This window comes from Paenibacillus sp. TC-CSREp1, from assembly GCF_050171015.1.
Lineage (GTDB): Bacteria > Bacillota > Bacilli > Paenibacillales > Paenibacillaceae > Paenibacillus > Paenibacillus silvae.
The window spans coordinates 119893-133607 of record NZ_JBNOKM010000016.1; the positions used below are offsets into that span (position 1 = coordinate 119893).

General features: G+C 47.8%; 13 protein-coding genes. 3 read left to right on the plus strand and 10 right to left on the minus strand.

Annotation, left to right across the window (positions count from 1 at the left end):
- Window positions 1-154 precede the first annotated feature (154 nt).
- Window positions 155-1177 carry an ABC transporter substrate-binding protein gene (locus tag ACQSGY_RS23380; protein ID WP_427181097.1) on the plus strand — a complete coding sequence of 341 codons (1023 nt, stop codon included), beginning with the start codon at window positions 155-157 and terminating at the stop codon, window positions 1175-1177.
- 48 nt (window positions 1178-1225) lie between these two features.
- Window positions 1226-1813: a nitroreductase family protein gene (locus ACQSGY_RS23385; protein WP_427181099.1), complete on the plus strand. Its 588-nt coding sequence runs from the start codon at window positions 1226-1228 to the stop codon at window positions 1811-1813.
- Window positions 1814-1978: 165 nt separating this feature from the next.
- Here ACQSGY_RS23385 and ACQSGY_RS23390 read toward each other — a convergent pair whose 3' ends face one another.
- From ACQSGY_RS23390 to ACQSGY_RS23420, 7 genes are all read right to left on the minus strand, one after another.
- Window positions 1979-2593, minus strand: coding sequence for a polysaccharide deacetylase family protein (locus ACQSGY_RS23390; RefSeq protein ID WP_427181101.1), 615 nt, complete (start codon window positions 2591-2593; stop codon window positions 1979-1981).
- A gap of 142 nt (window positions 2594-2735) precedes the next feature.
- A complete protein-coding gene (locus tag ACQSGY_RS23395) occupies window positions 2736-3614 on the minus strand; it encodes a carbohydrate ABC transporter permease (RefSeq protein WP_206098645.1) in 879 nt (292 codons plus the stop codon).
- A 13-nt stretch (window positions 3615-3627) separates the two neighbouring features.
- The gene (locus tag ACQSGY_RS23400; RefSeq protein ID WP_145405812.1) at window positions 3628-4497 is read right to left on the minus strand and encodes a carbohydrate ABC transporter permease; all 870 of its coding nucleotides are present in this window, start codon (window positions 4495-4497) and stop codon (window positions 3628-3630) included.
- A gap of 182 nt (window positions 4498-4679) precedes the next feature.
- On the minus strand, window positions 4680-5999 hold the full coding sequence (locus ACQSGY_RS23405; RefSeq protein WP_427181103.1) for an extracellular solute-binding protein: 1320 nt from the start codon (window positions 5997-5999) through the stop codon (window positions 4680-4682).
- Between the two features lie 329 nt (window positions 6000-6328).
- Window positions 6329-7939 carry a response regulator gene (locus ACQSGY_RS23410; protein ID WP_427181105.1) on the minus strand — a complete coding sequence of 537 codons (1611 nt, stop codon included), beginning with the start codon at window positions 7937-7939 and terminating at the stop codon, window positions 6329-6331.
- Window positions 7927-10044, minus strand: coding sequence for a cache domain-containing sensor histidine kinase (locus ACQSGY_RS23415; protein ID WP_427181107.1), 2118 nt, complete (start codon window positions 10042-10044; stop codon window positions 7927-7929). Before ACQSGY_RS23415 ends, ACQSGY_RS23410 begins: the two co-directional genes overlap by 13 nt.
- A 261-nt stretch (window positions 10045-10305) precedes the next feature.
- The gene (locus ACQSGY_RS23420; protein ID WP_426333864.1) at window positions 10306-10668 is read right to left on the minus strand and encodes a hypothetical protein; all 363 of its coding nucleotides are present in this window, start codon (window positions 10666-10668) and stop codon (window positions 10306-10308) included.
- Window positions 10669-10949: 281 nt separating this feature from the next.
- Here ACQSGY_RS23420 and ACQSGY_RS23425 point away from each other — a divergent pair, with 281 nt between their 5' ends.
- Window positions 10950-11252 carry a DUF2089 family protein gene (locus ACQSGY_RS23425; RefSeq protein ID WP_427181109.1) on the plus strand — a complete coding sequence of 101 codons (303 nt, stop codon included), beginning with the start codon at window positions 10950-10952 and terminating at the stop codon, window positions 11250-11252.
- 347 nt (window positions 11253-11599) lie between these two features.
- Here ACQSGY_RS23425 and ACQSGY_RS23430 read toward each other — a convergent pair whose 3' ends face one another.
- From ACQSGY_RS23430 to ACQSGY_RS23440, 3 genes are all read right to left on the minus strand, one after another.
- Window positions 11600-11821 carry a hypothetical protein gene (locus ACQSGY_RS23430; RefSeq protein WP_427181111.1) on the minus strand — a complete coding sequence of 74 codons (222 nt, stop codon included), beginning with the start codon at window positions 11819-11821 and terminating at the stop codon, window positions 11600-11602.
- Window positions 11822-11941: 120 nt separating this feature from the next.
- Window positions 11942-12574 (minus strand): type 1 glutamine amidotransferase family protein, encoded by a 633-nt coding sequence (locus tag ACQSGY_RS23435; RefSeq protein ID WP_427181112.1) that lies wholly within the window; start codon window positions 12572-12574, stop codon window positions 11942-11944.
- Window positions 12575-12686: 112 nt separating this feature from the next.
- Window positions 12687-13649, minus strand: coding sequence for a helix-turn-helix transcriptional regulator (locus ACQSGY_RS23440; protein WP_427181114.1), 963 nt, complete (start codon window positions 13647-13649; stop codon window positions 12687-12689).
- Window positions 13650-13715: the final 66 nt, after the last annotated feature.

Genomic DNA, 13715 nt, shown 5'->3' on the forward strand with positions numbered 1-13715 from the left:
TAAACGCGATTCGGCAACGGTGAAGTAAGGCTGTGCACGGATGAAACGTACAATCTCATAAATGAAATCGAACAATTCTGTATGGTCGATTCGCCAGAGCCCATGTTAGAATCCATATGAGAATGATAATCTTTATCATATAGGAGGATACAACATGAGGAATCTACGTGACCACTTGCTGGTGTGCTTGATCGTTTTAGTATTCGCTGTTCTAACCGCTTGTGGGAGCACGAATCCGGCAAGTTCCACTCAGGATAGCCGTTCAGACCAAACAGCAGAGGCATCCGGCGACAACCAAGCATCAACAACAACCGCACAGCAGGACGGAGCTCAGGTGAACACTTTCAAACATGACTTTGGAAGTATTGAAGTACCTGCCCACCCCCAGCGGATTGCGGGTTTATATCTGGAAGATTACCTTGTAGCTCTGGGAATCAAACCCGTGACGCAGACGGTTATTGGCTCGTTCTCGTTGAAATACTTGCAGTCATCCATCGGGGATTTGCCTAAAGTGGATACCAGCGCTATCGATTACGAGGCGATGCTCGCTGCCAGACCCGATCTGATCCTGCTTGCCTTCCCTAGTTATGCGAATGACGGGAATTACGACAAGTTTTCCAGCATTGCACCTACTTATGTTTTCGGAGCAGATGCTCCAGATCAGTGGCGAGAAGCCTTACGGACCATCGGGGAGCTAACGGGCAAGCAGGCCGAAGCAGAGAAGGTGCTCCAGAGCTATGACAGCAAGGTGAAGGATGCCAAGGCCAAACTTAAAGCCGCCATCGGAGATGAAACGGTCGGTTTTGTCCGTGTTCGCAGCAATAAGGAAATTCGGCTCTATGGCGGACCAGGGGGATATGTCGGTAATGTCCTCTATACCGATCTGGGATTGAACCCACCGCAGATTGCTAAAGATTTGGCTTGGGGTGAAGACACCAGCATGGCTGTCATCTCTCAAGAGGTCATCCCGGAGATTACAGCAGATCATCTGTTCATCACTTACGATGAGGGCGGCAAAGATCTGGCGCAGGAGTTGATCAACAGCAATATCTGGAAATCCCTCCCTGCCGTGAAAAACAATCACACCTACGAGGTAAGCATGGATCATTGGATGACCTTCGGGCCGCTCGCTTACAACAAAAAGGTGGATGATGTGCTGCAGGCACTCGTCAAATGATCGTAATTGTATGTACTGAAGATATGCATAATCAGGAGGGAATTGAGCATGGAGCAGAGGATGGAAGAAACCTACCAGGCTATTGAAAAAACGATCCGCGAACGGCGCACCGTGAATCATTTTACAGGCGAGGACGTGCCTGTACCGCTCATCATGGAGCTGCTGGATGCCGCCGTATGGGCACCCTTTCACTCCCGCAAGGAGCCTTGGCGGTTCCTCATGTTTGTTGGCGAAGGGCGCAAGCGTTTCTCGGATGCAGTGCTTGCTACATATACCGCGGACAAGCGTGAGCAGTACGGCGAACGAGTTGAGCAGGCCTACTGCTCCGAGGTCCCGGTGCACCTGCTGGTGCTGATTGACGAGGAGCCCCGTTGGAAGGAATGGGAAGAAGCTCTGTCAGCGGCAAGTGCTCTCATTCAAAATTTGCAGCTGTTAGCCTGGGAACGAGGCATCGGCGTTGTCTGGAAAACGAATGACTACAACTGGCATCCCTCATTCCGGGAGGCAGCGGGCGTGAAGCCAGGCCAAAAGGTGGTTGGTACCCTGCATATGGGATATTTCGATCCGTCGAAGGTTCGCCGCGCCAGACCACGTACACCTGTATCGGAGTTATTGACGTTGGTGGATTCCGTATAGTCCTGCCAATATCACGGTAAACGTGAATAGAGCCACGAGCAAGTAAGTCCATACAAAATGAAATACTCCCCATGAACGGTACAGTTAGCATGCTTGCAATGATCTGTCCGCTTTTACGGGGAGTATTTTTGTTTTATTTTCATACCTGCATATTCACTTCAAGCATTACATATCTAACAGCTCACTCACTGTAACCAAACGATACCCGTCTGCCGTCAGCTCCTCCACCAGCACACGAACGGCCTCAACAGTCTGAGAGCGATCGCCATATCCGTCATGGAAAATCAGCACACTGCCAGGCTTCACTGCCGAACGGCTATGCTCCACAATATGCTCGGTTCCGGGATTGTCCCAATCCCTGGCGGCGCCGTTCGCTGCACCAATTGTGCGATATCCACGCTCCGCAGCCAGAGCCAGAATATCATCGTTGACGCCAAAATAAGGCGGCCTGAAGCTCCGGGCAGACCCACCCGTGACTTTCTGAACCAGCTGTTCTGCCCGCCGCAGCTCCTCCCCGGCCTCTTCCAGCGTAAGCTCGGTCAGGTTCGGATGAGTATAGGTATGATTGGCAATCTCATGCCCTTCACGGTGTACCTCTGCCGCAATGTCCGGGTGTGCCTCCATCTCCTCGCCAATCATAAAAAATGTCGCATGACCGCCAGCGCGGCGGAAAATGTCCAACACTTGCGGGGTGTATACCGGGTGCGGACCATCATCAAATGTAAAAGCTACAACCTTTTCCTGCACGGTTACTTGCTCGATGATCGACTGTTTTACCATATAACCTCGTTCCCCTCTCTCTGACTGCTCGGATTCACTCTACCTTATTATTCCATGGCCCAAAGCCCGGGTCTAGTCCATAAAAAGTTGAACATGTGTACACGGACACGGTGATGACAGAACATTGAAGGCACCCTTAGAGCTACCCCTTGATTGCACCTGCAATCATGCTCTTCTGCACCTGTTTATTCAGCAGCAGGTAGATTACCACCGTTGGCACCGTTGTAATCATTAGACCCGCTCCGATGATGCCCCACTGCGTAATGTACGTTCCGACCATGGACATCATGCCCACCGTCAGCGTCTGATAAGCTGTATTGTTAATAAACGTTACTGCAAACATCAGCTCATTCCAGCACGACAAAAACGTAAAAATCGCTACCGTGGAGATTGCCGGGGTTACGAGCGGAAGAATAATAGAGAAAAATGTGCGGTATATGCCGCACCCATCCATGACAGCAGACTCTTCCATCTCTCGCGGAATGCCTTTGAAAAAACTGCCCAGAATGAATACCGCCATCGGAATACCGAAGGCCACATAGGGGATAATGAGCGCCCAATAGCTATTGAGCAGACTCAGGTTTTTCAAAATAATAAACAGCGGCAGCAGCGCCGCATGAATCGGCACCATCATACCCAGCAGAATCAGCGTCATCGTCAGCCCGCTCAGCTTCCAGTTCATTCTTGTAATCGCATATCCCGTCATCGAGGACAGAATCAGCACGAGAATAATGGACACCACCGTAACCAGCACACTATTCATAAAATAGTTCAGTACATGCCCGTCAGACAGCGCCCTGCTATAATTACTCCACAGAAAAGCTTTGGGCAGCCCGACCACATCCCCGCTGAAAATTTCACTGTTATCCTTCAAGGAAAACAGCGCCAGCCAGATCAGCGGATAAATCTGAATGAAGGCGATCAGCATCAGACACGCCTGCAGCAGCACTTTGCCGATGGCTCCGGTGATGGAGCGCTGAGGTCGGGGCTTTTTTTGCAGCATCACATTAAGGGTACTCATCTTCTTCCCTCCTCTACTCTGTCTTGAACAATGAATTAATGAGAATGGTGCACACCAGACATTCCACAATGATAAATACTGAAATGGCACTGCCGTATCCGTACCGGAACATGTCAAAAATCGTGCTGTACATCAGCGTGCTTGGCACCTCTGTGCTGTAGAATGGACCGCCGCCTGTCAGGACATAGATCAGGTCAAACACTTTGAATGCACCGATGACCGAAAATACGAGACATACCTTGAGAATCGGCTTCATCAGCGGAATCATAATGGACCAGGCCACACGTATACGGGAAGCACCGTCCATGCGGGCCGCCTCGAGCACATCCTGGGATACAGATTTCGCTCCTGCGTACATAAGCAGCATATGATATCCCATATACTGCCACAGTGTAGGAATGAACGAAGCCGTCAAGGCTGTATGCTTCTGTCCGAGCCAATCCTGCGCCCAGCTGGATAGACCGATGTTCTGCAGCAGGACGTTCAGCAGCCCGTAGTCCGCATTGTAGATTTTGGACCAAAGCTGAGCAATGACCACCGTGGAGATCAATACAGGAATGAAATATACCGTCCGGTAAAAGCCCTCCCCCTTCACGTTGGAGGCCAGAATCAGCGCCAGCACCAGTGATATAGGCAACTGAATGAATACAGAGGCACCTGCAAAGAGCAGGGAATTTTTGATCGAGTTGAGCACCCGGGTATCCTTGAACATCTCTACATAGTTGTCCAGCCCGATAAATGTGCCCTTTCCTACCCCGTTCCAATCGAGCAGACTGTAATAGCTGGAGATGAAAATCGGAATCAGCACAATACCGCAGAACAGAATCAGTGTGGGCAGGACGAAAACAGCAATCGTGCCTTTATTGGAAAATACAGCGTTCATTACTCTTCTCCTCTCAAAGGCGTGACCGGGAACTCCCGGACCACGCCTCGTTTGGGCTTTATTTTGATTACTAGAAGGTGGCAGAGAGAGCCAGTTTACAAGATGTATTTGCATTCGAACTTCGTAGGGAATTCGGAAGGACGCGCACGCAGCATAAGCATATACTTGCTTGCCCGTTTAACCTACAGACTTAGCTCCGTTGGCTTCAGCTGCGCCATTTGCTTGCAGAACTCCTCTGGCGTTACATCACCAGCCAACAGTTGTGCGATCAAGTTTTTATGTGCTTCGGCCGATTCGGCAGGCAGGATGTTATCCCACCAGGCGATGAATGAGGTTGCCGTTTTCATAATGTCGGCAGCAGACAGGTCGAGAGAGGACAGGCTGGACGTATCGAGAGAATCCGTCTTCCAGCTTGGCAGTCCGGCTCCTGCCAGGAAACCTTGCGTACCCAGTTGCTCGCTCAGATACATGAGAAATTCCACGGCTTCCTTCGGATGTTGAGTCGTCTGACTGATGTAGAATCCATCGACCGCTCCGCCGAAGATTTCGGTATTGGTGCCTTTGCCATCCTCAAATACCGGGAACGGGATGACCTTCACCTTGCCTTTTACCGCCGAAGACGAAGGGTCTTCAATGCCTGCATTCACCCAGTTGGCCTGAAACATCATCGCTCCATTGCCAGCGTTAAATGCCCCCAGCATCTCGTCATAGCTCATACTGAACATGCTGCTGTTGAACGCTCCAGCCTTAGCGAGCTGCTGCATTTTGGTGGCGGCTGCCACAAAGTCCGGGGAATCCCACTTGGACGGGTCTTTGAAGGCCTCCATTACCGCGGCATTACCTGCTTGACGCATCGCAATAATGTCATACCAATACATGCCCGGCCAGCGATCCTTCTCACCAATGACAGCCGGCGTAATTCCCGCCGCCTTCAGCTTGCTGACGGCATCCAGCAGCTCGTTATATGTAGTCGGAATTTTGGCCCCCGCCTTGTCAAACAGGTCCGTATTCACGTAAAGATTAGCGATGTGTGTGTACACAGGCAGCGTGTATATTTTGCCATCCATGTTAATCGCCTCTGCCATCCCTGGGCCCATTCGCTCCTTGATATCGTCTGTCAGATATTCCGTAATCTCGAGTATGTTGCCGGATTTGATATAAGGCTGCATAAAGCTGCCCCCACCCATTCCGTAAAACAGGTCTGGCGCCTCACCTGCCGCGATGGAGGTTTTCACCTTGGTTTTATATTGCTCTCCTGTGGTGCCTGTACGTTCAACCTGGATGTCGGGATGCTCGCTGTTCCATTTCTCCACAATCTCGGGCAGCAGCTTGGCTGACGGGTCTGTTGTACCAACGGATTGATCCCACAGTGTCAGCTTGATTTTGCCATTGCTTTCTCCCTGCGACCCGCCGCTTGATCCAGACGAGCATGCCACCAGACTTCCCGCAAGCCCCAGAGCCAGAAACAGATGTAAAGATTTCTTTAATAGCGCTTTCATCATATGACCTCCCTGATCTTTTTGTTGGTTCTAATAGAGTTGAACTCAAATATTTACACGTACACTCCGATGACAGAATAACCTTTCGATCACTGTTATCCCCAGATTTTTTTGACTCCCTTTTAGAAAGGGTAAAATCCGGTGATAAAGGCGAACGCTCCGCTTCTGCAGGTTTTTTCTGTCCTCTCCGTTGATGTGTAAACAAGTAGCTCGACTCTATATATCCACATTTTAGTAAACGTGTGCAGTGTGCTCCATTTAGAAAACAGGCATCACTTTGTAATATTCAAACATGTATGAAAGCGCGACCAAATTGCGGAGTGCGGATAGCACTAACTCTTGACGTTCCGATACTCATTCATGGAGCGGCCGAACTGTTTTTTGAACAACACGCTGAAATAATGCGGGTCCGGGATGCCTACCTGCTCCCCGATCTCATACCCCTTCAGATCGGTCTGCTTCAGCAGCGACTCTGCCTTCTTCATGCGCAGCTGCGTTAAATATTCAACAAACGTCTGCCCGGTTTCTTTTTTCATCAGCCGCCCCAAATGACCCGGACTTACGTAAAAAGCCGCCGCTGTGCTCGACAGCCCCACATCTGCATTGCCCATCTGCTCTTCAAGGTATGCCTTGACCTGATCAATCAGATTGCCTTCCCTCGCTTGACGTTTCGACTGAATCGCATCCGCTATGGTGCGGACATGCTGCTCCAGCAGCATTTTCAGGTCGGGCAGATGCTCTGCCGTCAGCATCATGGCTACAGCTTCCTTGTTAAACACCTGCTCTCCCTCAAGCTGCTGCTCCATCGCGGCGCGCTGGCATTCCGTAATTACATCCATGGCAGCCATGCGAAACTGCGCCACATTGGAGAATGGAGCAGCGAGGATTTTGGCGAGCAGAGACAGTGCCTCTTCCCCCGCACCTACACTGACACAAAATTGCAGCTGCTGAAGCAGGCTGGTGTCGGAGCGATAGGGCTGATTGTGATTGCGTCCGTCCATCACGAGATCCTCGAAGCAAATGACCTGATTTTTCCCCGCAAATGCCTGGTATTCCAGCGCCCGACAAGCCTCCCGATACGCCGTACAGACCCCCTCCCACCCGGCATGCTCCTGTCCGATCCCGACCGTTACTTGTACTGCAATGCCTTCGAGGGCAAGCGAATGCTGCAGTTTCTCCTGGAGAAGCTCCATCTGAGCAACAAGACTGTCTTGAGAGGCGATCGAGAGGGTGACAATGCGGTTATGTGTGTCATTCACGATAATGATGTGCGGATTCTCATGGTAGTAGGCCTGGACGTGCTGTAAACCCTGCAAACGCAGCATGATCGGGATCTCCTCTGTGACATATGGATGGACAGGGGCATCGATCTCGATTACAGCTATTTGAGATTCCGGCATGCCTGACGGGATGGAAATGTCGAAAAAACGCATCTGCTCACGTACCTCTTCTTCATGCAGCGCCCCCTGCAGCCACTGATTCACAAATCGCTCCTTGAGATACGGCAGACTGCGCTCCATCTCCTCCCGCAGCTTCACCAGTTCAATTTCTCGCCCTCTCTCCTGCTTAATGGATGCTCGCAGCTTGGCGGTAACCTGCAATAACTCGGAGGCCCGGATCGGTTTCAAAATAAAATCGGATATGCCCAGCTTCACGCTCTGACGTGCATATTCAAATTCATCATGTCCCGTCACCACTACGATTTTGATGTTCGGATAACACTCCAGAATCCGCTCGCTCAGCTCAATGCCGTCCATCTTGGGCATATAAATATCCGTGAACACGATGTCTGGATGCAGCTGCTCTACCTGCTCCAGAGCCTCCGCAGCATCAGAGGCTTCGCCAATAATCTGCATGCCCTGCTGCTGCCAGTCGATGCGCATCCGTAGCAGATTTCGGATGAGGTACTCGTCATCCACAATCAATACTTTTAATGATTCCATGGTGCACCTTCTCCCTTCGGGATGGTAATGGTTATGGTGGTTCCTTTTCCAGACTCACTCTCAAGCTTCATTACATCTTCACGATCATAATAAATACGCAGCCGCTCCATCGTTCCCCACAGGCCAAAGCTCGCATTCACATTAGCGTCCGATTTGGAGGCAGAAGTCGAGACAGAAGAGTCCTGAATGGAACTGTTGGTGCCAGATTGCGATGGCTTGAGCATTGGCCAAAAGGATCTTTGCTTTTCTGAACGCTGGATCTGCTGCATTTGTTCTTCGGACATACCCACTCCATCGTCAGTAAGTGTTAGTGTGACAGCATCTGCCGATTGCCGAGCCTGAATACGTATCATGCCCGAGCTGCCTTTGGCACGAATGCCGTGATACAGTGAATTTTCCACCAGTGGCTGGAGTACGAGCTTTGGTATCATAACCCGCTCGCAGCCAGGATCAATATCATACTGCACCTCAAACACACCCGGATAACGTACCTGCTGAATGGTCAGATAATGACGAACAATCTCAACCTCTTCATGCAGTGTAATCACCTCATTACCTTTGCTTACACTTAGCCGATAGTAGCTTCCGAGCGCCTCCAGCATCTCGCATACCTTGTCGTTCAAACCCGACATTGCCAGGGATGTGATCGAATCCAGCGTATTGTATAGAAAATGTGGCTTGATCTGCGCTTGAAGCGTGTTCAGCTCGGCTCGGCGGATCGTCTGCTGCTCCTGAATAATACGCTTCAGCATCTGTTCAATCTGCTCGATCATCTGGTTATAACCGCTGTACAGCTGTTCGAATTCGGAACTGTTCAGCTCCACTTTGACTTTGCGAAAATTACCGCTTGGTGCTTTCTGCATGGACCGAAGCAGTTTATGGATGGGCTTGATTACACTTCGAGAGATGATGAAGGAGCTGATGAAAAAGACAGACCCGTTCACCGCAAGCAGCATAAGTGCAAGCAGCACCAATGATTTGTTACGGGTATCTGTGGCACGGTATGGACTCATGCTGATATATTTCCACTGATTTCCACCAGCGGAGAGATAGGTTACTGCGTAATCCTGCCCGCCGGAATGCAGTGTCACAACGCCCGAGGGCTGTTCCTGAAATGCTTGGGATAACCTGGCCTGATTGGCCTGTAAAATCTCCTGCATACCCGCCTGCTTCTGAGCCGCAGCTGTGGAGGCTTGGGAAGCCGTGTTTGTAGCGGTATTTCCAGCGAGGTTTGTGGCCGCATTGGTTGCGATAACTCGCTGATGCTCGTCCAGAATAGCCACCTGAAACGAATCAGATGCAGGCAGATTGGCGTAAGCCTGAGCAATGGATTTCTCTTTAATGTTCATTACCAGAAAGCCAAGCGGGGATGTGTCATCCAGATCACGCATTAAACGTATAAAAGAGACGATTCTCTCTTTATCATCTTCTTGTTCCGCGTTCATTCCAACGGCTGGAGGGCTATTCCCTTTTGGACTGCTGTTTTCACCGATATTCCCGCTATTGTTATCACGATTGCTTCTACCAGGCTGTACAATGCCTCGATCATTGTTTTTCGAGCTCCTGTTTGTTTCCTTGTCAGCCACCGTTACCGATTCAACCTCGTTTTCGCTGCTGTCCCCACCATTAAGTCTAAGCAGATACCGCCCTTTGTACTTCAAAGCCTGCTCATACCATGGCGCATCCTTCACATTCGCCTCGAGAAAAGCAGGCCACTCCTGTGTCCCTACCGAAAATCGATGCCCCGAATTGTCGTATATATAGACGGAATCAATAATTGGAACCGCTTGCATAAGATTAGTCAAATATGCACTGACCTTGGATTGTGTCTGCAAATTGGAATACACATTGCCCTGTCGAAGCAGGTTTTGCAGATTGGGATCGGAGAAAATCATTTTCGAATAATTGTTCACATTCTCCATCATAAGATTCACGTTTGTCTGGATGGAGGTAATCGTCTGCAGAGATGCTTCGTTAATTTTCTGCTGCGCGTCATTTTCCGAAATACGATTCAGCACCAGCGCACTGAACGCCACCGTTAGCAGAATAATGACAAAGTACGCAAAGGGGATTTTAAAAGCAAGTGTTCTGGGCTTACGCTGCATCAACTCTCTCCAATGAAACTTTAGCTGGAGCTTCCTTCTCAACATCAGGCCCTCCCATCGGCTCAATTTTCCCGGGCGTATACACTCCCTCAGATTTTATACAATTGTATATTATATGCCTGGTTTTGGAGGAACCTCAACTATATTTATCGCTTATTGCTAGTTTACGTTAGTGGGCTCAGATTGAATACGTTAGGGATTAGGACAAGTGATTATTAGCGTGGATGTGCCGAAGCGGCGCTTTGGCCGCAGTCTCGCGACTTAAAGCGAAAATTCAGCAACACCCTTTTTGGAAGCATATTTCAGCGTGTAACTTCCCTCTGTGCCATAAGGCATAGTAGCTATTTGAATACGAGTGTAATCCAGCCGACTCTCTCTCAATACTTTTTTGACCAGCGCTATGCCCCTCTCCTCATCCGTCACGATACAAAAGATGTTCATCACATATTTTTGGGGATCAGCCATACTGCTCCCTTGGTCACATCCATCCACTTCTCCCAGCTCATTCCGGGTCAGAGCGGCTTCCAGGTATTCCATCACCGTCTCCTTTAACCACTGATCGCGTTTGCTGCCCTTGGCACTTTTGAGCGGGTATTGCACAACAAGCCAGTGTTTTTCACTCATGAGGTTTCCTACCTTTCCATAGTTTACTCATCTCATGTTTGTCCTGTTTCTTGCTCAATATATTACCTTATCATAACATGCAGTAATATTGCTTCTAATGCAACATGAAAGCACCCTAAAAGCACATTCTTACTGCTCCTCCAAAAAGAGAATCATACATATCTCCAAGCATATGAATTTCATTTTATTTAATATTTATTTTTATTTAATATAAATATTATTAAAATAAAATTTAACTTTATTCAATAATGTGTTATTATAATTCTAAAAGGAGGGAAATTATGGAGAGAAAACATTTACCCAACTGGGTGCTGTCTTTGGAAAATGAGGACCTGGAGTTTATAAAAAAATTTGTCCTCAACTCTGGATCTCTGAAAGAGATCGCGAAGATATATGAAGTTTCATATCCTACAGTTCGGATCAAGCTTGATCGATTAATCGAGAAAATAAAAGTTAATGAAGCCGAAGAGAATGAAGATTTCATCAAATTCATTAAGAATTTATCAATCGATGACCGGATAAGTGTAGACGACGCAAAACTAATCATTGAAAAATATAAATCAGAGAGGAAAGATGAACAATGACTGACCTATACAACCTATTCATCATTGTCGGAGTATTCGCTGTTCAATATGTATTATCAACTCGAGATCATGTTATTTGGGGAGCGGTTATACCCGTGGCTTATATCGCATTCTCAACATGGATGTTGATTACAGATCGCTTTGAAAGTGTCCTGAGCTTTATGCTTTATTCACTGTTGGGGTTACTCTTCCTCATATCAGAATGGACTGTCGGGAGGAAAGCGCTTCAACAGAAGAGACGCAAGGAACTTATGAAGATGAAAACGCAAGATATGAACTAGAAACTAAAACCGTACATCGGTGAAGAAAACTAACAGCGATACGCCCAAACGGGACCAAGCAGCGGTTTACCTGCTGGTCCCGTTTGCGTTTTTCCGCCATTCCCGCTTTTTTGAGCAGATTGTGGGCAAGGCAAAAACACCCGGTCTCGAGGCTTCTTTTTGCAAGCACGAAGTAGGAATCCTCAAAATCCCCGATTTTTTTTTGATCTGCCCAAACACGCTTTCAGGCTCGATCATGCGCCGACAGGAAAGAGTGTATCCTTCCACGCTACGCAGGCGTTCCCGCATCTCATTTTTTGTCGCCTGTAAGTCAGGCTGATCGCAATCTCCCGGTTATCGGGACAGCCCCCTATCCGTGTCTCAAGAAACCCGAAAGTATTCGGATATCGAGTTGACCCAGATCATAAATCATTGGATCGAACTCATTAGTTCGTAGAAATATTTAGGCTCATGCGTTTTATTAAGATGATACCAAGCGTCTAATGTCCTGTCAGAAAATACATCAAGCCTTTTTAAAACACCATTAGTAAATTCTAACGGAGCTACTCCGGATGCAGTGATCAATGTCCCATCGGTAACAGCCAATTCCCTGTTGTAATATTCTTCTCCCGTATAAGAAGGGCACACCATTTTAAGATAATCCAAGTCATTGCTTGTGTGCCAACGTGAATTTAGCAGGCCTGCTTGAGCAAGTCCCAAGGTAGCACCGCAAATTGCGCCAACGACTATTTCTTCCTTTAAACACATCTCGGCCATTTTTAATATGGGCCCGTGAACAGCTTCTGTCCATGTATTTCCACCTGGTAAAATCAGTGCATCGATGCTTGTAATGTTGCATTCATGTACGATAACATCAGGTATAATTTTCAATCCACCCATTGTCGTGACTGGTGTTTTTTCCATTCCAACAGTAATTACTTTTGCTCTTTCCAATCCTTTTCTAAAGTATCTTCCAGAGTTCAGTTCGGCAGTTAAATAACCTACTTCCCAATCGGCCATTGTGTCAAACACATAGAGATATACTGTACTATTGCTATTCATTTTTAACTCTCCTCTTAAAGTTCATTCGGTGACAGCAGTCTTCATCTGTGATGGGTGCCTGCTTGCTCTTATAATAAAACACGTTCACTGACAACTCCTGTCAGTGAACGTGTTATTCTTGGTAATATTCCATTAGCTCTGAAGCAACCTCCACAAGTTTATTCTTCAAACGCTGCGGTTCTATAACTTGAATGGATTTCCCATAGGGAAGAATGATATACGGAATGTGTGTGTACAGTGTTTTTTCCTCCATTAAAAAAATAGCTTGTGTTGAGGTCCGCTCCTGCAGATGATGCTCCAGAAACCAATGAATACATAAATCATCCAGTGACTCTGCCCTGCCCCTAATAATAAAAGAAATGAATTCGGATTGATCCGCTACATCTGGCAACAGATTTTTCATAAAAAAACTACGAGCTGAAAATTCATGGGGACGCTTAAAGGATAATGGTGTGCGTGTGATGTTCATAATTCGATCTACCCGAAAACGGCGGATTTCATTACGCAGATGGCAAAATGCAGTGGTGTACCATTTGTTGTTCCAATTAACCAAGCCATAGGGGTCTATGACCCTATCAGAGGAATGCTCTTCATGACTGTTGCGATAAGAAATTTCGACAGACAATTCTTTAGCCACAGCGTATTCCAATTCCTGCAAAACCGGCTGAAGAGCGGGGTACCCCTTACGGTTTATTACTTCAAATCCGGTTAAATGATCGCTTAGTAACCGCTCCTGCTCCTGATTTGAATACCTTTTCAACTTAGATGTTGCACTGTCTAATGTCTCACTCGAAGGATATCCGGCTTCTTTGGCAAATTGAGCAGCTTGGAGCAATGTCTTTTTTTCATCAATACTAAATAATAGAGGAGATTTAATAAAATTGTGCAGCAAACTATACCCACCATTGTGTCCTGTGTCGGATATAATCGGGACGCCACTGGCACATAGTGCATCGATGTACCGATAAACCGTTCTTATATGTATCTCTAACTTTTCGGATATGTGCTTCGCCGTGCACTTCTCTCCCGAGTTTAACATCCATAGAATGGCAAGCATATTATCATGTTTGGACATAACCTGACCTCACTTTTGATTAACTCATAAGACAAAGAGCGGCTACCCATAAGATAGCTGCTCCTG

Excerpts from the sequence above, each read along its gene's own strand:
- ACQSGY_RS23380 (WP_427181097.1), top strand. The coding sequence starts at position 155 with ATGAGGAATCTACGTGACCACTTGCTGGTGTGCTTGATCGTTTTAGTA.
- ACQSGY_RS23385 (WP_427181099.1), top strand. The coding sequence starts at position 1,226 with ATGGAGCAGAGGATGGAAGAAACCTACCAGGCTATTGAAAAAACGATC.
- ACQSGY_RS23390 (WP_427181101.1), bottom strand. The coding sequence starts at position 2,593 with ATGGTAAAACAGTCGATCATCGAGCAAGTAACCGTGCAGGAAAAGGTT.
- ACQSGY_RS23395 (WP_206098645.1), bottom strand. The coding sequence starts at position 3,614 with ATGAGTACCCTTAATGTGATGCTGCAAAAAAAGCCCCGACCTCAGCGC.
- ACQSGY_RS23400 (WP_145405812.1), bottom strand. The coding sequence starts at position 4,497 with ATGAACGCTGTATTTTCCAATAAAGGCACGATTGCTGTTTTCGTCCTG.
- ACQSGY_RS23405 (WP_427181103.1), bottom strand. The coding sequence starts at position 5,999 with ATGATGAAAGCGCTATTAAAGAAATCTTTACATCTGTTTCTGGCTCTG.
- ACQSGY_RS23410 (WP_427181105.1), bottom strand. The coding sequence starts at position 7,939 with ATGGAATCATTAAAAGTATTGATTGTGGATGACGAGTACCTCATCCGA.
- ACQSGY_RS23415 (WP_427181107.1), bottom strand. The coding sequence starts at position 10,044 with ATGCAGCGTAAGCCCAGAACACTTGCTTTTAAAATCCCCTTTGCGTAC.
- ACQSGY_RS23420 (WP_426333864.1), bottom strand. The coding sequence starts at position 10,668 with ATGAGTGAAAAACACTGGCTTGTTGTGCAATACCCGCTCAAAAGTGCC.
- ACQSGY_RS23425 (WP_427181109.1), top strand. The coding sequence starts at position 10,950 with ATGGAGAGAAAACATTTACCCAACTGGGTGCTGTCTTTGGAAAATGAG.
- ACQSGY_RS23430 (WP_427181111.1), bottom strand. The coding sequence starts at position 11,821 with ATGCGGGAACGCCTGCGTAGCGTGGAAGGATACACTCTTTCCTGTCGG.
- ACQSGY_RS23435 (WP_427181112.1), bottom strand. The coding sequence starts at position 12,574 with ATGAATAGCAATAGTACAGTATATCTCTATGTGTTTGACACAATGGCC.
- ACQSGY_RS23440 (WP_427181114.1), bottom strand. The coding sequence starts at position 13,649 with ATGTCCAAACATGATAATATGCTTGCCATTCTATGGATGTTAAACTCG.